Source organism: Salinibacter sp., from assembly GCF_042218895.1.
Taxonomy (GTDB): domain Bacteria; phylum Bacteroidota; class Rhodothermia; order Rhodothermales; family Salinibacteraceae; genus Salinibacter.
Window position 1 is genome coordinate 1 of record NZ_JBDGQQ010000020.1, and the last position, 18,390, is coordinate 18,390.

Genomic DNA, 18,390 nt, shown 5'->3' on the forward strand with positions numbered 1-18,390 from the left:
GGTCGCGCAGGTCCCACACCAGCACCGCAAGCGAGACGAGGGACACCGCGAGCCAGGCGACGAGTGTGACCGGTTGTGAAAGGATCTCCCGAAAGACATCCATGAGTGTGGTCGAGAACATTCAGGCAATCCGTTCGCCCCACCCACAGGAGCCGCCCAGTGACGTCGGCGGCTCAGTCTGTGACCCCTTGCACAGGGAGCAGCTAGAGAGGCCCCTGAAGCGTGGGGCCTACGCCGTCGACGACGCTGGGGCCATCTGCTCGCCCGACAATGGCACGTTCAGGCGGCGCAGGCGCATCGCATTGCCCACCACGAACAGGTCGGAGAACACCATCGCGAGGGCGGCGAGGGCCGGCGACAGGAGCAGCCCGAACGCCGGGTAAAGCACACCCGCCGCCACCGGAATGAGGAGCACGTTGTAGGCGAAGGCCCAGAACAGATTCTGCTTGATGTTGCGCATCGTCGACTGCGACAGCGACACTGCGTTCGGCACGCCGCGCAGGTCGCCGGTCATCAGGACGATGTCGCCGCTCTCGATGGCCACGTCGGTGCCGGTGCCGATGGCGATGCCGACATCGGCCTGGGCGAGGGCGGGCGCGTCGTTAATCCCGTCGCCCACGAACGCAACGGTCTGGCCCTGCTCCTGGAACTGCGTTACCGCCTCGGCCTTGTCGTCGGGCAGCACCTCGGCCTGCACGCGGTCAATCCCCAGCTCGCGGGCGATGGCCCGGGCCGTCCGCTCATCGTCCCCCGTAATCATGGCCACCTCGATGCCGAGCTCATGGAGGGCGTCGAGCGCGGCGGGCGTCGACTCTTTGATCGGATCCGCCACCGCCACGACCGCGGCGAGCGTCCCGTCCACCGCCACGTAGAGTGGCGTCTTGGCGGCGTCGGCCAGGTCGTCGGCCGTGGCCTCCTGCCCGTCCAGCGACACGCCCAGCCGCTCCATGAGACGGGCGGCCCCAACGGCAACGGTACGGTCCTCCACGGTCGCCTGCACGCCGTGCCCCGGAATTGCGTCGAAGTCCGTGGCGTCGGGCCAGCCGAGGTCGCGGTCCTCGGCCCGCGCGACGATGGCTTCCCCAATCGGGTGCTCAGACTGCGCCTCGACGGCGGCCACCCAGCGGAGCACGTCGTCTTCCGCAAAGTCGTTCTGCGGGAGGAAATCGGTCACTTCGGGCCGCCCCTTCGTGAGCGTGCCCGTCTTGTCGAGCGCAACGAGATCGGCATCGTGGAGGCCCTGCAGGCCCTCCACGATGCCGAACGTGAGGGCCGCGACCGCAAGCACGAACGGCACGAACACACGGACCACACGGTCGGCCAGCGACTGGATGGGCGGCGCGGAGCCCTGGGCTTCTTCGACCATTTCTACGATCTGCGAGAGGACCGTCTCCTCGCCGACCCGGGTGGCCCGGAAGGTGAAGCTCCCGGTCTCGTTGATGGTGCCGCCCACCACCTCGTCGCCTTCCCTCTTGCGCACCGGATCGGGCTCGCCGGTCACCATCGACTCGTCGACGTACGACTGGCCGTCCATCACCTCCCCATCCACCGGCACTTTCTCGCCGGGTCGCACGCGGATGACATCGCCGGGCACCACCTCGCGCACATCAACCTCAACCTCGTCTCCGTCCCGCAGGACCCGCGCGGTGGCAGCCTGCAGATCCAGCAGCTTTCGGATCGCGTCGCTGGCGCGGCCCTTGGCGAGAACCTCCATGTAGTTCCCCGCCAGGATGAGGGTAATGATGACGGCCGCCGCTTCGTAGTAGACGTGCACCGTACCCTCCGGCAGCACGCCCGGCAAAAACGTCGCCACGACCGAGTAGCCGTACGCCGCCGACGTCCCAATCATTACGAGCGTGTTCATGTCGGGACGACCGCTCTTGAGCGCGGGCCAGCCGTGCTCATAGAAGTACCGGCCTGGCCCGAACATGACGACCGACGTGAGGCCGAAGAGCACGTAGTAGAGCGTCTGCACGGAGACCTGTTCGGTAATCCAGGCCTCCATTGCCGGCACATGCAGGAAGCCCATCTCCAGCACGAAGACGGGGAGCGTGAAGGTGAGCGCCCAGAGGAACTTGCGCTTCATCGACTGCGTCTCCGCTTCCCGCGCCTGCCGCTCCACGTCGGAGCGGTCCTCGGCCCCCGAGGTGTCGACCACGTCGTACCCCGCGCTCCGGACGGCCGTCGTGAAGTCGGCCGGCTCGACCACACCGGGCACATGCCGCACCGTGGCGCGGTCGGTGGCGATGTTCACACTCGTCTCCAACACCCCGTCGAGCGCCTCCAGCCCCGACTCGACGCTCGACGCACACGAGGCGCAGCTCATGCCTTGCACCGTAAGAGTGGTCTCGGTGGTGCGGACCCCGTATCCGCTGTCCTCGACGGCGGTAACCAGATCGCGGACCGACGCCGCGTCCGGGTCAACAATTACGTCGGCCCGCTCGGTGGCAAAGTTGACGGCTACCTGTGTCACGCCGTCCACCGTCCGCAACGCCTCCTCTATGCTCTCGGCGCAGGAGGCGCACGACATGCCCTCCACGGGCAGAGTTACACGGGCTGAGCCATCCGTCTCCGGAGGAGCCCCCGTCTCCCCATCTTCCGTCCGCGAGGGAACGGAACAGGCCTGGTCTCCTGAAGCAGGCTGCCCATCGCCCTGAGCACCCTCCACGTGCGTCGACGAGCTTGTGCGAGTCTGCTGGTCGGCCATTGCGGTTCGTTTGCAGTTCGTTAGCGATGGTTGAGAAAGAGAGATTTCGGTTCGGCTCCTTCCAATCGTACGAGGTCGCGGAGACTACGGAGTGCCCGCTCTTCTGTGGACTCTTTCCAGGAGGTTCTTCCGAACTGGCGCTCCCACCGTCTATCGTCCACGACTTGAGGATCGTCCCATTGATAGGGTACCCCCCTATACCACATCTGGCGCTGGAGGTTCCCGCACCCCGTGATGCCGGATGGGGCTTAGCTCGGCACGCCCGCCAAGAATCGATTCAGGCCGGAACCCCTCGGTGGGAACGTGATTCGTGAAACGTGTCTCGTAAATTATGGAGTCCGTCACGCATCACTTCTCACGTATCACTTCTCACGCATCACTTCTGTGAGGCAGTGTGAGACGTTCGACTTAGACCCGACGCGATTTTCGCCTTCCCTGATCTTCTATTCCTCAGTCCCCGTCTTCCATGATCGAAGTGACTATTCTCAACGCACAAGAACTCGCCCGGAGGCAGATGGGAGCCCAGGCGGCGCAGGCCAATCTCCATGGGGCCGACATCGAATCGGCGGTTCGCAACCAAATGGCCGATCGGCTCGAGAAGGGATTCCAGAGTCGGGGCATCGAAGCGACCGTGGAGACGGAAGGGTCGCGGCGCTTGCAAATCACGATCGATGACGCGACCACTGCCGCCTGGCAACAAGGATACTTCGCCTGGCTCTTGGCCAAGATGATGCCGAGCACCGTCGAGCACAATCTCGCCCCGGAGGTGCGGGACCAGCTGAAGGAGAACGGGGTTGAGGCCGAGGTAGAGGTCGAATGATTGCGCCGCAGAGGAGCGCGAGGGGCGTGCGTTCCTCACTTGCGTGCTCCTCAGGACTTCTCATCAGGTGTCAACGCGGCCTCCGTGCCCTCTCCCCTTCCCGACCTGTCCACTCGCTTGGAGGCTGAGGAGTGGATGGATGACTTCTCTATTACCGACAACCGCCTGACCCGGACTCTCCAAGACCTCCGCTGGATAAATTTCCTTTTGGGCGGCTATTCGGCCACTGCGGCCGCGTTGGATCCAATGCTCCGACGCCGTAGTCGTCTGCGTATCATCGATCTGGGCTGTGGCCTGGGTGACTACCTGGTGTACCTCGTTCGTCGGGCCGTTCAGTTCGGGTGCTCGGTAGAGGCGGTCGGGCTGGACGCCAATCCCACCACGGTGGGCCACGCCCGGGCCCACCTCGACCGCCATCTGTCTCCCCGACTCCGTACCCGTGTGTCCGTGGACATAGGCGACGCCCTCGCCCCCTCCTACGAGGAGGGTGCGTTCGATGTCGCGCACGCCGCACTGTTTCTCCACCACTTCCACGGGGAAGACGCCGTCCGACTGCTCACAGAAATGCAACGACTCGTCCGGTCCGGCGTGCTCGTCAACGACCTTCACCGGCACCCTCTCGCGTACGCCGGCATTTGGGCACTGAGTCGGGGACTGGGAATGGCCCGCATGGTGCAGCACGACGGCCCCATGTCGGTCCGTCGGGGCTTTTGGCGCCGCGAGCTTGAAACCCTCGCCGAGAAGGCGTCGCTTCCATCCCCCTCCGTCCGGTGGCACTGGGCCTTCCGGTGGACGCTGTCGACGATTCCGCGCAGCGGGTGATGAACGCCAGGGGGGCACCGCAAGTATTTCTTCCGCGTGCTCGGTGGAATACCGTGGAGCACACTCCTCCCGAGCCCCGACGCATTCTGTTCTTCGCCTATCCTTGTTTCCAGCATGCCATACGACGCAGTCATCATCGGTGGAGGGCTCGCCGGCTGCAGCACTGCCCTTCAACTGGCCCGGCGAGGCCACGCCGTGCTCCTGGCCGAGCAGTCCACGTACCCCCGCCACAAGCTGTGCGGGGAGTTCCTCTCGCCGGAGGCGCAGTCGTCGTTTCGTCGGCTGGGAGTGCTGGAGGCCGTCCACGAGGCAGGCGCCTCGCCCATCGATCAGGCCGTGCTGACCGCCCCGAGCGGCACGGGGACGGAGCATGCCCTCCCCGACACCGCCCTCGGACTGAGCCGTTACGAGCTCGACCGCCTGCTCTTTCGGCGGGCCTGTGGGGCCGGGGTGGACGGTCGGCCCGGGACGCGCGTGACGGACGTGCAGGGGAGCCTCAACGATGGCTTCGCGGTCACTGTAGGTGCGGAGACCGTGGAGGCCCGCCTCGTAATTGGGGCCTACGGCCGGCGGGGCACCCTCGACCGGCACCTGGACCGGCCGTTCCTGGATCAGAGGACGCCGTACGTGGCCTTCAAAGCCCACTACGCTGGGGCGGCCGCGGCGCAGGTACAAAACACCATTGAGCTCCATAGCGCCCCAGGGGGGTACTGCGGCCTTTCTCCTGTGGAGGGGACCCGCGTGAACGCGTGCTGGATCGGACACACGGATGCACTCAAGGAAGCGGGAGGGACACCGGAAGCGATGCTCGACAAACGTCTTCGCCAAAATCCTGCGCTAGACACCCGTCTCGGGGGCCTGACTCGCGTAAGCGACCAGTTCGAGGCGGTCAGCCAGGTGCCCCTAATGCCTAAGTCGCGGTTTGCCGGGGGCATCTGCATGGTCGGCGACTCGGCAGGCATGATTGCCCCCCTCTGTGGGGACGGCATGGCGATGGCCCTCCAGACCGCCGACCTCGTCAGCCCGCTCGCGTCGACATTTCTCGAGGGGCGCCATTCTCCCTCCTCGTTCCGCGAGAAGTACGAGGAGGCGTGGACGGACACGTTTGGGACCCGGATGCGCCTGGGCCGATGGATTCACACAGCGGCTTTTCGGCCGGGGGCAGCCCGGCTTCTCGTGCGGAGCTGCCGTGTGGTGCCCCCCCTGGCCCGATGGCTCATCCGCACAACTCGTGGGCACCGGGCCCAACGGCCAGGACACAGAGCTACCGCGCCGCCGCCCGCCGCAGACGATCGTTGAGGGCGCGGCCCAGGCCCTCTGCCGGAACCGTCTGGGCGTAGATGGCCTCGCACCCCGCCTCGTCGCACGCTCGAAAGACGTGGAACAGGTCGTGCGCGTACGCCTCCAGGTTGTCCTCGACGTGAACGGTCTGGAATGCGCCGGGCTGGGGCGGGGGGTCGAGCCCGATGTAGGCGGCATCAAGATTGGAGTCAATGTCTGAGAGGCGCCCGGGATCGTCCACGAGTCGGACCTGTGCAGAGGGGGCGTAGTGGCGATGGCGCGTACCAGGGCTCCGTGCCCTCCTCTCCCCCTCTGTGTCTCCTACGTCGACGTGTCCAAGCACCACCCGCAGGTCCTCGACGGGAACGGCTCCCGGCCGGAGGACCGTGACGGGAGTTGTGGTACAGTCTACAACCGTCGACTCGACGCCCTCTTCCGTACGCCCGCCTTTCAGGATGCACTCGATCCGTCCCCCGAGGTCTTCGTGCACCGCCTCCCAACTCGTGGGGCTGGGTCGTCCGGACCGGTTCGCTGATGGGGCGGGGACAGGCGTGTTGCAGGCCTCGAGAAACGACCGCGTCAGGGGCAGTCGGGGCATTCGGACACCGACAGTGTCGAGCCCAGCGGTTACGACCGAGGAAAGCGCCTCGTGCCTGGGCAAGATGAGCGTCAGAGGCCCTGGTGCAAAATGTTCGAGGAGCCGTTCAGCCGGAGGAGGCACGTCGGCCGCAACCTCGCCGATCTGCCCACGGCGAACGACGTGCACGATCAGGGGATTGTCCGCCGGACGGCCCTTCGCCTCAAAGATCCGCTGGACGGCCTCGGGCTGGAGGGCATCGGCCCCGAGCCCGTAAACAGTTTCCGTGGGGAAGGCCACCAGCTCGCCGCGGCGAAGGTGGGTGGCGGCCTCGTCCGGAGATGTCGTGAGGGTCGTCGTCACGTGTGAGGATGCGTGCCAGCGCAGGGATTTGGGGGCGCCTTCCTCCTACGACGAAGTGACCTTGTCGATCAGCTGTTGCATGCGATCGACGTGGGTGCCTGCCCAGTAGACCGAGTCGCAGGCGGGACACTGCGCGAACTCGTCGTGCGCCGCCCGGGCTCGTGGAGGCACCTGAGCATCGACGACCTCAGAGGAGGCCGGCTCCAGTTTGGCGTTGCACGTGAGGCATCGAGAGAGCGGATCGGCGTGCTGTTCGAGCCCGAACCGCCGGGCAACGTCCATCAGCTGGCGACGGGGCGCCTGTGCCCGAATGAAGGCGCCGAACTGGACCCGGCTGCGCTTCAGCAGATCTACGTCCCGGGTCAGGAGAATTCGCTGTTCTTCGTCGGAGATGCGGGCAAGCACCGGATCCGCGCGTTCCGTGTCGTAGCGAGTGTCGAGCCCGAGCATCCGCAGGTACCGGGCCAGCTGCCCCAGGTGGACATCGCACACAAAGCGGGGCGGCGCGGGGAGCGGGGGACGGAGGGTGGACGATGGACGTGGGAGGGACTCAATCCGCGGGTACACGCTCACCCGATCGCCAGCCGAGAGGGCGTAGCCGAAGGAGACCGGTTTCTCGTTCACGAGTACGAGGTCGACCTCGGGATGAGGAATCCCTTGTGCCTCAATTGCATCCTTGATGGCAGGCCGTCCCGAGAACGAATATCGGGCCTGCGCTGCGCCGGACCCGGTGCGAAAATCGTTCAGAGAACCGTAAAATCGGAACTGAGCGGTGTGAGGCTTCGGCACAGACATCACTGCGGAGAGACCAACGGCGTAACGCAACGATTGACGTTCGTCCTCACCCTCTCCTCACTGTACCTGTGGGAGTGGCTCCATCTACGTCGTAGTCCCGGTTAACCTCCTTCCCGGCACGCTAGCGGCTGTGGGCCTCGCGGACGACGCGACCTTCATTCGCACGGTTGTGGGAACGGTTCGGGGGGACCTGGAGTGTTCTCGAACCAGGGACCCCCTCCGTGCCTCTTGGTCTCATCGTTAAGCCACCACCTCTCATGATTGTCTACATGCTGATTGGGCTCGCCGCGGGTGTCCTAACCGGCTTTTTGATCGCCTGGTACCGGCGACAATAGCGAGGAATCCTCACGGGACAATCTGTTCCCCGTCCTCGTCTTCCAAGATCAGGGCATCCACCGGACAGATCGAGACGGCCTCCTCGAGCCGTCCCTCTTCGATGTCCGGGGTTTCCTCCTGAAAGTCCACGATGTTGTCTTCGCGGATCACAAAGATCTCAGGGGCAAGGTTCGTGCAGTTTCCCGACCCGATGCATAAGGTACGGTCGATACGAACCGTCTTGCCACTGATTTCGCGTTCGCGCATGTCGTCCATGCTTGAAAAGGTGTGTGTTGGAGAGATTATGCGGTACTCTCGATTGCCACGAGGTCCCGTAACGGACGTTCCCTGCGGCGCAAGTCCCGAAACGTAACAATCCGATCCCTCACGTGCCCAGTTTGGGATCGGCCTCCGTCAGGACGCACTCGCTTCCTCGGCCTGCGACGAGGCTTCAGCCGCGGGCTCCTGGTCTGGCCCCTCGTCGATCCCAAGGGTTTCGTCGAGGAGATTTCCGGCAATCTGAATGAAGTCCTGCTCGGTGATAATCCCGACGAGGCGGTTCTCACGAACGACCGGCAAGGCGCCAATCTCGTGCTTCCGCATGAGCTTGACGGCCTTGAGGGTGGGTCGGTCCGGGGAAACAGAGATTGGGTCTTCAACCATGATGTCTCCGACGGGAACGCCTCCCTCTGGACGCTCCGCGCGCTCTGCCATGTGACGAAGGAGACTGCGGTGGCTCACTAGCCCCACCAGACGGTGCTGTTCGTCCTCCACGAGAACGTGTCGGATCTTCTGCCAGTCCATGAGCCGCGCCACGAACTCGATGGATTCTTCTTCGTGGACGGTAAACAGGTCCGTGGTCATGTAGTCCTCGACGTTTGTGTCCTTCATGCCCGTTGGGGTATATCCCTCCTCCAGGGTGGCGAGCGGCCATTCGTGGACGGGCTCCCCCTCTTTCTGTCGTTCCACCATGGCTCGGGTCAGGGCCCCGAGGCGCTCGGCCCGCGATCCCATGTCTTCCATCCGGGCCAGGGAGTCGAGCTGCCACTGGGAGCCGGTCCGTCGGGTCTCTACGCGCTTCTGGATGACGCCCAGGTACTGGTTGATATCCGACGAGTCGACGTCGGAGGTCCGCAGGCCCCGTTCGGCGAGAGGAATGAGGGTGTCGAGAATCAGCTCGTGGGCCGGACGGCTTGATCCGTCCAGCCAGACAAACTGTGAGGCTAGGCCGTTCCGGGCCGCCGCATTGAAATTGTAGCGGGCCTCGTAGAATTCGATGTGGTCGGACACGTCCTCGTATTCCTGAGCCAGCCCGGCCACGAGCCCGTACCAGAACACGGCATTGGCCACCTCGTCGAGAACGGTGGGCCCGGAGGGCAGGACGCGGTTTTCGATCCGGAGGTGAGGCTTCCCGTTCGTGATGCCGTAGCAGGCCCGGTTCCAGCGGTACACCGTGCCGTTGTGGAGCTGGAGCGCCATGAGTTGGGGGACGCCCCCGTCCTCGAGGACCCGAAGCGGGTCCTCGTTCAGCTCTGTGGTCAGGAGCACGCGGAACCGCGAGATGTCCTCCTTGAAGATCTCCATCACCGACTCGTCCACCCAGCTCGTCCCGAAGTGGACCCGAGGGCTCATTTCTCGCAGGTAGAGGTTGCTCGACCGCGTATCGACGGCCTGTTGGAAGAGCGCGATCCGGGTTTCGCGCCACAGGCGCTTTCCGAACAGCAGGGGCGAGTTTGTGGCGGCGGCCAGGCACGGCGCCGCGACCACCTGCGCGATGTTGTAAAAGCGGGGGAACTCCTCGGGCGACACCTGGAAGTGGGTCTGGAAGCTCGTGTTGCACCCCTCCAGCATGATGGAGTCGTGCTTCAGGAACAGCTCGTCAATGCCCCGAATCTGGTATTGGCCCGCCCCGCCCCGGAGACGCGAGAGGGCGTCGTTCAGGGCGTAGTACCGGGGCCGAGGCGTCATGTAGTCGAGTGCAAAGTCCGAGAGGTTGGCCGTCGGCAGAATGCCCGTCATGGCAACCTCGCCGCCACTCTCCCGGGCAAGGTTCCGCACCTCACCGATCAGTTCATTCGTGGCCTGCTCCATCTGTCCAAAGCAGTCCCCGCCGTACTGGAGCGGGTCCATGTTGAACTCGACGTTGAACTTCGTGAGCTCCGTGACGATGCGATCGTCAGTATTGCGCTCAAGCACTTCTTCGATGATGGGCGCCGGCTGGCCTCGCTCGTCGACCATGAAAAGCTCCTGCTCGGCCCCAATGCGGCGCACTCCCGCCTCGAACATGTCTTCGTGGAGCATGAGCTCCAAAGCCCGAACGTCCCTCATGAGATGATTTGTGAATTCCCGGAGCGCTGAGGGGGCGACGTCCCGCTGTACGTTTTGTTCACCCATGGTCAGAGATCGCTATTCGACAAGAGTCCGTGAGGTCTCCGGTCGTTGAGCCCGACCGAGAGGTTTGAGGCGAAGGGTCGGTTTTGAGTACCGCACACTGAGAAAAAGGTAGAAACGGTTCATTGTAACTATCAAATTGACGTGAACCATTTTTCTCTCCCGCTCACGGGTCTCTTGGGGCATGGAAACGAGCCGGGAACAGGCCGTATGAGTGAGCCCGATCCGCTCAGTACAGGTGTTCTGATGTTCTACGAACGGACTTCTTTCGCCGCGGGACTTCTTCGGTCCATAAGGACGGCGCTCTACCTGCTCCTCCTCGTGGGCACGGCCGCCCTCTCACGCGCAGCCCCCTCAGTTCAGCCTTTTGCACAGGACGACTCTGCCCGCTCGGTCCCCCGCCGCGCACAGACTCTTCTGGTTCGGGGCATGACGGAGGCTTCGCTTGGGGACCACACCGAGGCCATCGAGTACTTCGAGTCCGCCCTTGACCAGGCGCCGAAGGCCCCGGCCGTGCTCCAGGCCCTCGCGAATGCTCACAGTGCCAAAGGCAACTTTACGACGGCGCTCTTCTACGCCCGCAAGGCGCGCAAGTACGGAGAGGAGCGGCCTTTCTACTACCGGCGGTTGGCCGAACTGCAGCAGAAAGCAGGGACGCCCGAAGCAGCCCTGCAGACCTACCGCGATCTCGTGGATCGCTTTCCGGAGAACACGAGCGCCTACAGGGCCCTAGCGCGGCTCCAGTCGACGCTCAATCGGCCGGAGGCCGCCCTCCAGACGTACGACGCCCTCTTGGAGCAGAGCGGTTCCCCCTCGGTGGGGGTGCTCCGGAAGAGGCTTTCGCTCTACCGACAAGTCGGCGATTCGTCGGGCGTCCGGCAGACGCTCAAGGCTCTCGTCGAGGCCCGTCCCAACGATGCTCGGCATCGCCGTCAGTTGGCCCGCCTCTACGCGGAGCGGAAACGCTACGAAGCGGCCCTCGACCTGCTTGCGCCGCTGGTTGCCGCGTTCCCCAGCGACCAGAAGCTCCGGAGTCGTGTGAAGCAGCTTTCCCGAAAGGCGGGCCGCACGGACGTCTCCCTCTCCTCGACAACGGATGAGTCGTCGGCCCCGCAAACCGGGGAGGCCTCGCCTGTGGAGCGCGCCCGGGCCCTCTACACCGAGGCGATCCCTGTATCGAGCAGCGCCGACACGACCCGTCTCCGTAAAGCGGAGGAGCTTCTGCGCCAGTCTCTTAAACGGGGCCCGGGCTCCGTTGACGCGCTGGTTCTTCTCGCCCGAGTTTACGGGCGTCGTGGAGAGCACCGTCGGGCCGGGCAGGCCCTGGAGCAAGCCCTTGAGAAGAATCCGCGGGCCCCAGATCGGTGGGCGCGCGCCGCTGCGTCCTACCGGCGCGCTGGACGCTTCAAGAAGGCGGTTGAGGTGGCCCGGGAAGGATTGTTGCTGTTTCCAGGGCGGTACGCGCTGGTCCGAACGGCTGCGCTCTCCCACCTCCGCCTCCAGCACCCAGAGAAGGCCCTCTCACGCTTTCAAGAGGCCCTCGAGCTTTCGCCAGACTCAACCGGCGCCCCTCAGGAGGCTTTGCTGTGGACGGGACTGGGGCAGGCTCGAGCCCGCCTCGGGCGCTCAGAGGAGGCCCAGGCCGCCTTCGAGAAGGCCCTTTCCCTCGATCCAGACCAGCCGAAGGTGTTGCACCCGTACGCTGCCCACCTCGCCCGGCAGGACAAACGGCTGGGAGAGGCCCTCAAGATGGCGCAGCGGGCGGTGGACCAGGCCCCGCAGAACCCTGAGTATCTCAGTACGCTTGGGTGGGTGTACTTCCAGCGGGACAACCCACAGGCTGCCCGCCGTCATCTCCGGGACGCTCTCGACACGGCCCCTCCATCTGCGCAGCGTCTGGAGCGTTACGGGGACGTGCAGCGGGCCCTCGGCAACGAGACGAAGGCGCGCCGGTACTGGCAGAAGGCCCTGGACCGTGCCCCAAACCGCGACTCCCTACGGCGAAAACTCGGCCTAGACCCCAATACGTGAAAAGTGTGCGTCACGCCGCGATGAACCTTCTTTTTCTCTCCGGTGCCGGGGCCCGAACCATCTGGGGGGACCGGGCTGGCCTCCCGGCGCTTTCGTGTGTACTTCTTTTTCTGACTGCCGGACTCGGGCTCCTAGTTGGGGGGTGCAGCGGCACGGCCCCCGCCACGAAGGACCCGACCATGCCCGACCGCTTCCCGAACCACACGACCGATCAGGTTCGCAGCCAGATTCTGCAGGCCAGCGACACCCTCCAGTCCTTTTCGGCGACGGCCCGGGTCGCGGTCCGATCGCCCGAACAAAGCGGAACGTTCAACGCCAAAGTGCGACAGCGACGGGCGGACTCGCTGTTCATGCAGTTCAGCAAGTTCGGATTCGAGGGGGGACGGGTGCTCCTGACGCAGGACAGCGTGTTTTTCTTCGACACCCGGAAGGCCGTTCTGCAGGTCGGCCCTGTGGCGGCGATCCAGAAAATCTTCCCCGCGCCGGTCTCCTCGGACCAGTTTTTCCAAAATATGCTCGGGCTCATCGCCCCCCCGCCCGACCGGTCCTGGACGCTTCAGGCCGATAGCTCCTTCTACTACCTCTCCAGTCCCTCGACGAACGAGAGATACGTTGTGGACCCGACCCGGTGGCGTGTGGTGCGGTACGTGAAGAAGGGGCCGAATGGAACGGTCCGGAGGAAGCGCCTTTTCTCTGATTTCAGACGGGTGGAGGGATTGCTCGTGCCCCATCGTGTCATTTTTCGGCGCCCCGCGGATGGGCTCGCGGTGGTGATCACCTACCGAACGGTGAATCTCAATCCGCCCCGGCGCCCCCTGGGCCTAGATGTCCCTCCCCAAGTGTCCCGCCGGCCGTTTCGGTAGCCCTGGCCGTTCGACGTCCTGCTTCGACGCCTCCTTTCGAGCATGCCAATGCGACGAGCAACCGGACGAGATGTCACAGTGCGTCGTCTCGTAGGGAGTGTCGTGCTGCTGGTGGGCCTCGTGAGCCTGTCGCCTTCCCACGCACCCGCCCAGGACCCGAGTGCTAGCGATTTGGAGGCCCAGCGAGCGTCGACCCAGAAGCGCCTCAAGCGGCTTGAGGCGCAGATTCGGCGAGAGAAGAATCAGCTCGAGAAGACACGAAAAGCAAAGGAATCCACTCAGGAAAAGCTGAAATCGATCCGGCGTCAAATTGCGTTGAAAGAGGAGCTAATTTCGACCTATCAAACCCGCCTTCAGCAGTTAGAGCAGAAGCGGGAAACCCTCCGTGACACCCTGACGACGCTTCAACGCCGGCTCGATGGGCTCCGCGAGGACTATCAGAACCGTCTCGTTCACGCGTACAAGTACGGGCGTCTCCACGACCTAGCTCTCCTCCTGGCCTCCCGGTCCATCAACCAAATGCTCGTCCGGGCGCGATACCTGCAGCGGTTCGCCGCCGACCGTCGCGAGCAGTGGAACACCATTCAGGCGGCCGTCGGCGACGTCCAGCGCTCCCGCAAGAAACTGGCGGAGACGCGGACCGAAACCCGGCAGCTCCTCTCGAAAGCCCGTACCCAGCGGCAGAACCTGCGCGCCCTTGAGCGCGACCGTCGCCAGATCATCGAAAAACTGCAGGCCCGTCGTTCTAAACTCAAGAAGGAGCTTCAGCGGAAGCAGCAACAGGCCCAGAAGCTTCAGCGTCGGATCCAAAAGCTCGTGGCCCGCAGCGAGCGCGATGCAGGCGACGAGGAGTCCGCCTCGCAGCCTGAGCGGGCGGCCGCCTTCGCCAACCTTTCGGCGTCGTTCCAGGAAAATCGGGGCGAGCTCCCGTGGCCGGCCAGCGGCGCCGTCACGGTGGGCTTTGGCAATCAGGTGGATCCGGTGCACGGCACCTCCACGTATCACCCCGGCATTCGTATCGCCACGCCTCCTGGAAGCGACGTGCGGGCGGTCTTCGACGGCGTCGTGGTCGGCATCGACCTCGTGCCGGGGTATGGCACCTACGTTGTGCTGCGGCACGGCGACTATCTCTCCGTGTACAGCAATCTGTCTAGCCTCTCGATCTCTGAGGACCAAAAAATAGAGGCGGGGCAGCTCATCGGACAGTCCGGCACCGAGCAAGAGCCACTGGGGGCAAGTCTTTTCTTTGGGGTCGTTAACCGGTCTACGAGCGAGTTCGTCAATCCTGTCGCCTGGCTCAGCTCCCGGTAGCTTGGGGCTCAATTCCGGCCCAACTGGATTCACAGAAACCTTTCGGCCCAGGAGGAGACGAGGCTTGGGTTACCGAGGGGGAAAGCGTATTTTGACCACAGTCATTTTCCCTGTCGCGGCATCCCCGAACTTTTCTTTTCTTTCCTATGGCTACCCACTACGATTGCCTCGTTGTTGGCAGCGGTCCCGGCGGATACGAGACCGCGATCCGCGCCTCTCAACTGGGCATGGAGACGGCTATCGTCGAGAAGGACAAATTGGGTGGGGTCTGCTTGAACGTGGGCTGCATCCCGACCAAGGCCCTGTTGAAGAGTGCCGAGGTGATGTCGGAAGCCACCCACCTTGACCAGTTTGGTCTCGAACTGGAGGGGTCGGTCTCGCCAAATTTTCCGGAGGTCATCGAACGCAGTCGCGGGGCGGCCAACCAGATGAACCAGGGCGTGCAGTTCCTGATGCGGAAGAACAACATCGACGTGTTGCGGGGACACGGTCGTCTTGCCGACGCAGACACCGTGGAGATTGAGCCGTCCGTCAACATGGATGGCGAAGAGGTGGGAGAGGAGCAAACCGCAACGGCCGATCACGTCATCCTCGCCACCGGTGCCCGCCCGAACGAGCTTCCCTTCCTCCCCATCGATGGCGAGGACGTGGTGAGCTACGAAGGCGCGATGCTCCAGACTGATCAGCCCGACTCGATGGTCATCGTGGGGGCTGGCGCCATCGGGGTCGAGTTTGCGTACTTCTACCACCACATGGGCACGGACGTCACCATCATTGAGGTAGAAGATCGGATTGTACCGAACGAGGACGAGGACGTGTCCGACGAGCTCGAGCAGACCTACAAGAAGAAAGGCATCGACGTGATGACGGGGGCCAACGTCCAGGGCGTGGACAAGAATGGTGCCCCGCTGGCCGTGGAGGTCGAGACCGACGACGGCACCGAGCACATCGAGTGCGACCAAGTGCTCTCTGCCGTGGGCGTGGTGGGCAACGTTGAAGACATCGGTCTCGGAGCGGTCGGCGTCGAGACGGATGGCAACGACATCGTGGTGGACGACTATTACCGCACCAACGTGGACGGCGTCTACGCCATCGGCGACGTAACGGGGGCGCCCTGGCTCGCCCACAAGGCCAGCCATGAGGGCATCCTCTGCGTCGAGAACATTGCGGGGCATGACGTGCGCCCCATTGACCAGCACGACATTCCGGCCTGCACGTACTGCCAGCCGCAGATCGCCTCGGTCGGCCACACCGAGGCGGAAGCGAAGGAGGCCGGCTATGACATCAAGGTCGGGAAATTCCCCTTCAAGGCCAACGGCAAGGCCGCTGCGCTGGGCCACCAGGAGGGCTTCGTGAAAACCATCTACGACGACAAGTACGGCGAATTCCTGGGCTGCCACATGATCGGCCACAATGCGACCGAACTGATTGCCGAGGTGGTGACCTCGCGCAAGCTGGAGACGACCGGGTTCGAGATCATGGAGTCCATGCACCCGCACCCTACACTCTCGGAGGCGGTGATGGAGGCGACCCGCGAGGCGTACGGCCAGCCAGTCAACATCTAGCCCCCCGTGCGGTCCGGAAATCGAGATGGATCTGGGCGACATCTTTTCGATGGAGTAGTCGCCAGGGGTGTCCGCCTCCTTACCGTGTTGCCTCTGCTCGCAGCACCCATCCTCTCGGGTCAATTCTGAGCGTCGCGCCGTCGGGCACCGGAAGCCGCCCGTTTCCATTGGTCATCGAAACCCGGCGCGTCTCGCCGCCCACTTCAACGGGCACCGGGACGGAGAAGTCCACGTCTCCCGTGTCGGTCCAACGAAGCCGGAGTCCGACGGCCGTTCGGGTGGTATCGAGCGCCGGGAGTGCATCCTGATAGAGGTATACCTGGAAGAAGGCGTCGAGCGAGCGGCCGGCGACCGCCTCCGCAACCCGAACAAAGTCGCTGGTGGTGACGGAGCGGAATGGCGGTTCGGTGTTGGGAGAAGTCCCATCCGGGTACGCGAAGCGCCGGAGCAAGTCCCGGATGGCCGTCTCGCCGATGACGTACCGGAGCGTGTGGAGTGTGAGGGCGCCCCGGTAATACACGTCGCGGTGGTACATCTCCTGCGCCGGGGTTGGCTCGGTACGGGCGATAGGGGTGCCTCCGTCGATCCCGGATCGGAAGTGATCCACCACGGCGTGGTATGCGCTGTCCCCCCGGAGCGACTCGGCGTAGAGGGCCTCGAGATACGTTGCGGGCCCCTCGTGAAGCCAGAAGTCTTTCCAGTCCTTCACGGTCGCGAGATTGCCGTACCACTCGTGGGCAAGCTCGTGGAAGTGAAGCACGTCGAACGGAGCCTCGTACCCGAGTCCGCCGGTCGTGAAGTCGTGACCATAGGCAATGAGGGTCTGATGCTCCATTCCTAGAAACGGGGTCTGTGCGATTCCGTACTTGTCGGCCCGAAACGGATAGGGACCGAGCGTCTTCTCCAGGAAACGAAGCTGACTGAGAAACCGGGGCAGGGCCTCTCGTGCCTGCGCACTGTCCGCCGGGAGGGCGTAGAAGGAGACGGGAATGGACGTGTCGGCGGTGCTCGTGTATGTCGTGTCGAGGTGGACGTAGGGGGCCACGTTCAGCGTCACCGCGTAGGCGTTGATGGGCGTGGAGACGTGCCACCGGTAGGTCTTGGTGGAGTCGGTCGCCTGCTTCGCCGACCGAAGCGTCCCATTGGAGACGGCTACGAGGGGGTCCGGTACCGTAATCGCGATGTCCATCGAGTCCGGTTCATCGGACGGATGGTCCTTTACCGGCCACCACAGGTCGGCGCCTTCGGTCTGGCACGACGTAGCCACCCAGGGCTCCCCGCTCTGCGGCGTTTCAGCCCACGTGAATCCTCCGTTCCACGGCGGACGAGGCGCCACACGCGGCGCTCCTGCGTACTGCACTGCCACCCGGATCGTGTCTCCAGAATCGCGCTGCTCCTCGAGCTTGATCCGAAGCTGGTTTCCTCCCTCCCTCCGTTTTACAGGGAGGGACTCGGCGGCTCCCCGCCCTTTCTTCCAGGCCCGCCGCACGGACAGACGTCGATCGAGGTCGAGGACGAGAACCTCAAGGGACTTCTCGACCACCGCATGCACGTTGAGCTGCCCCTTGATTCGCTCCTGCCGCGGGTATACCGATACGGCGAGGTCGTAGTAGCTCACGTCGTACGCGGCCTGTTCGGGAGGCAAAGCTCCTCCCGAGTCCTGGGCCGGGGCCTTCGAGCACCCGCTCAGAGCTGTGGCGCAGAGGAGCAGGCCCAGGATGCGCACGAACCGCAGAAGAGACGTGGGATCGCAACAGACCTGCTCCTTATGTGACATCTCGCTTGGAGACCGGTGGGACAAACCAGACCGAAACAGAGGACTACGGCAGAGGCAATTCCTCTCTCAAACGCAGCGCATCCCCTCTTTGGACTCTACCGGGGGATTCCCGGTGCGGAACGATGTGCTTCCGTCGCGGCGCTCCCTCAGGTCCCCGTTCAGTGCCTGATCAGTTCGCGTAATCCTGAAGGAAGAGATCCAGGTACGCCCACAAACTGCCAGCCGCAAAGCCGTACACACTTCCAACAAGTCCGGCAAGGAGGACATCAAAGAGAGCAATGCCCGTTCCGTGCATGGTCCCCGGATCGTAGAGAAACGTGATTGCGCCTAGGAGGGCCCCGACGGGAATCGTCATCGCGTTTTTCTGGCGGATAAGCCTGTACTCGCCCGCTAGGCCGCGGACGTTCTCGATGATGTCCTTCCCGACGTGCACCCGCTGGTTTTTGTGCTTCCGCCACGCCTCCTTGTATGATCGGCGCCTCGGCCGCGTATCGGCATTTTCCTCGTCGTCCACATCATCGTTCACATCCCGCGGTCGTTTCTCCTCGTCGTCACTCAGAATTTCGAAGGCCTCACGGACCCGCCTGAATTCCTCCTGAGCCTCTTCCTTCTTTCCCTCGGTTGCACGATCGGGATGGCATTCCAGGGCGCGCTTTCGGAAGGCCTCCTTGATTTCCTCCTGCGACGCCCCCGGACTCACCCTCAGTATGTCGTGGTACTGGCTCATAGGCTCGCAAGCTGAACCGAGGAGAAACCGGGCATCGGTTGCCGA

General features: G+C 64.2%; 14 protein-coding genes. 7 read left to right on the plus strand and 7 right to left on the minus strand.

All coding sequences use genetic code 11. The features are described 5' to 3' along the window. Positions 1-229: 229 nt before the first annotated feature. Positions 230-2,545, minus strand: a complete 2,316-nt coding sequence (locus ABEL04_RS02030) for a heavy metal translocating P-type ATPase (RefSeq protein ID WP_375800783.1) — start codon at positions 2,543-2,545, stop codon at positions 230-232. Positions 2,546-3,173: 628 nt separating this feature from the next. On the opposite strand from ABEL04_RS02030, the gene ABEL04_RS02035 reads away from it, so the two are divergent. The 3 genes from ABEL04_RS02035 to ABEL04_RS02045 all read left to right on the plus strand — a co-directional run bounded on the left by ABEL04_RS02035 (position 3,174) and on the right by ABEL04_RS02045 (position 5,648). Next, on the plus strand, positions 3,174-3,527 hold the full coding sequence (locus ABEL04_RS02035; protein ID WP_375800707.1) for a hypothetical protein: 354 nt from the start codon (positions 3,174-3,176) through the stop codon (positions 3,525-3,527). Positions 3,528-3,611: 84 nt separating this feature from the next. After that, positions 3,612-4,349: a methyltransferase domain-containing protein gene (locus ABEL04_RS02040; protein WP_375800708.1), complete on the plus strand. Its 738-nt coding sequence runs from the start codon at positions 3,612-3,614 to the stop codon at positions 4,347-4,349. Positions 4,350-4,463: 114 nt separating this feature from the next. Next, a complete protein-coding gene (locus ABEL04_RS02045) occupies positions 4,464-5,648 on the plus strand; it encodes an NAD(P)/FAD-dependent oxidoreductase (RefSeq protein WP_375800709.1) in 1,185 nt (394 codons plus the stop codon). On the opposite strand, the gene ABEL04_RS02050 is transcribed toward ABEL04_RS02045, so the two are convergent. The 4 genes from ABEL04_RS02050 to ABEL04_RS02065 all read right to left on the minus strand — a co-directional run bounded on the left by ABEL04_RS02050 (position 5,614) and on the right by ABEL04_RS02065 (position 10,074). Then, positions 5,614-6,570: an L-threonylcarbamoyladenylate synthase gene (locus ABEL04_RS02050; RefSeq protein WP_375800710.1), complete on the minus strand. Its 957-nt coding sequence runs from the start codon at positions 6,568-6,570 to the stop codon at positions 5,614-5,616. The two genes, ABEL04_RS02045 and ABEL04_RS02050, sit on opposite strands and share 35 nt — an antisense overlap. Before the next feature lie 45 nt (positions 6,571-6,615). After that, positions 6,616-7,365 (minus strand): Mut7-C RNAse domain-containing protein, encoded by a 750-nt coding sequence (locus ABEL04_RS02055; RefSeq protein WP_375800711.1) that lies wholly within the window; start codon positions 7,363-7,365, stop codon positions 6,616-6,618. A gap of 345 nt (positions 7,366-7,710) precedes the next feature. Continuing rightward, complete coding sequence (locus ABEL04_RS02060) at positions 7,711-7,956, minus strand: ferredoxin (protein WP_375800712.1); 246 nt, start codon at positions 7,954-7,956, stop codon at positions 7,711-7,713. Positions 7,957-8,094: 138 nt separating this feature from the next. Beyond that, positions 8,095-10,074, minus strand: coding sequence for a glutamate-cysteine ligase family protein (locus tag ABEL04_RS02065; protein WP_375800713.1), 1,980 nt, complete (start codon positions 10,072-10,074; stop codon positions 8,095-8,097). Between the two features lie 207 nt (positions 10,075-10,281). Here ABEL04_RS02065 and ABEL04_RS02070 point away from each other — a divergent pair, with 207 nt between their 5' ends. From ABEL04_RS02070 to lpdA, 4 genes are all read left to right on the plus strand, one after another. Next, a complete protein-coding gene (locus tag ABEL04_RS02070; RefSeq protein ID WP_375800714.1) occupies positions 10,282-12,102 on the plus strand; it encodes a tetratricopeptide repeat protein in 1,821 nt (606 codons plus the stop codon). Between the two features lie 20 nt (positions 12,103-12,122). Next, positions 12,123-12,965 (plus strand): DUF4292 domain-containing protein, encoded by an 843-nt coding sequence (locus ABEL04_RS02075; RefSeq protein ID WP_375800715.1) that lies wholly within the window; start codon positions 12,123-12,125, stop codon positions 12,963-12,965. A 42-nt stretch (positions 12,966-13,007) separates the two neighbouring features. Beyond that, positions 13,008-14,276, plus strand: coding sequence for a murein hydrolase activator EnvC family protein (locus tag ABEL04_RS02080; RefSeq protein ID WP_375800716.1), 1,269 nt, complete (start codon positions 13,008-13,010; stop codon positions 14,274-14,276). Between the two features lie 146 nt (positions 14,277-14,422). Next, positions 14,423-15,841 carry a dihydrolipoyl dehydrogenase gene (lpdA, locus tag ABEL04_RS02085; RefSeq protein ID WP_375800717.1) on the plus strand — a complete coding sequence of 473 codons (1,419 nt, stop codon included), beginning with the start codon at positions 14,423-14,425 and terminating at the stop codon, positions 15,839-15,841. A gap of 79 nt (positions 15,842-15,920) precedes the next feature. Here the strand turns inward: lpdA and ABEL04_RS02090 are convergent, their stop codons facing one another. Together ABEL04_RS02090 and ABEL04_RS02095 are read right to left on the minus strand one after the other, a co-directional pair. Continuing rightward, positions 15,921-17,618 (minus strand): M1 family metallopeptidase, encoded by a 1,698-nt coding sequence (locus ABEL04_RS02090; protein ID WP_375800718.1) that lies wholly within the window; start codon positions 17,616-17,618, stop codon positions 15,921-15,923. A 169-nt stretch (positions 17,619-17,787) separates the two neighbouring features. Next, entirely contained in the window at positions 17,788-18,345 is a 558-nt protein-coding gene (locus ABEL04_RS02095; RefSeq protein WP_375800719.1) for a J domain-containing protein, read from the minus strand. Between the last annotated feature and the right edge of the window lie 45 nt (positions 18,346-18,390).

Excerpts from the sequence above, each read along its gene's own strand:
- ABEL04_RS02045 (WP_375800709.1), top strand. The coding sequence starts at position 4,464 with ATGCCATACGACGCAGTCATCATCGGTGGAGGGCTCGCCGGCTGCAGC.
- ABEL04_RS02060 (WP_375800712.1), bottom strand. The coding sequence starts at position 7,956 with ATGGACGACATGCGCGAACGCGAAATCAGTGGCAAGACGGTTCGTATC.
- ABEL04_RS02070 (WP_375800714.1), top strand. The coding sequence starts at position 10,282 with ATGAGTGAGCCCGATCCGCTCAGTACAGGTGTTCTGATGTTCTACGAA.
- ABEL04_RS02065 (WP_375800713.1), bottom strand. The coding sequence starts at position 10,074 with ATGGGTGAACAAAACGTACAGCGGGACGTCGCCCCCTCAGCGCTCCGG.
- ABEL04_RS02055 (WP_375800711.1), bottom strand. The coding sequence starts at position 7,365 with ATGTCTGTGCCGAAGCCTCACACCGCTCAGTTCCGATTTTACGGTTCT.
- ABEL04_RS02095 (WP_375800719.1), bottom strand. The coding sequence starts at position 18,345 with ATGAGCCAGTACCACGACATACTGAGGGTGAGTCCGGGGGCGTCGCAG.
- ABEL04_RS02075 (WP_375800715.1), top strand. The coding sequence starts at position 12,123 with ATGAACCTTCTTTTTCTCTCCGGTGCCGGGGCCCGAACCATCTGGGGG.
- ABEL04_RS02035 (WP_375800707.1), top strand. The coding sequence starts at position 3,174 with ATGATCGAAGTGACTATTCTCAACGCACAAGAACTCGCCCGGAGGCAG.
- ABEL04_RS02080 (WP_375800716.1), top strand. The coding sequence starts at position 13,008 with ATGCCAATGCGACGAGCAACCGGACGAGATGTCACAGTGCGTCGTCTC.
- ABEL04_RS02090 (WP_375800718.1), bottom strand. The coding sequence starts at position 17,618 with ATGTCACATAAGGAGCAGGTCTGTTGCGATCCCACGTCTCTTCTGCGG.
- lpdA (WP_375800717.1), top strand. The coding sequence starts at position 14,423 with ATGGCTACCCACTACGATTGCCTCGTTGTTGGCAGCGGTCCCGGCGGA.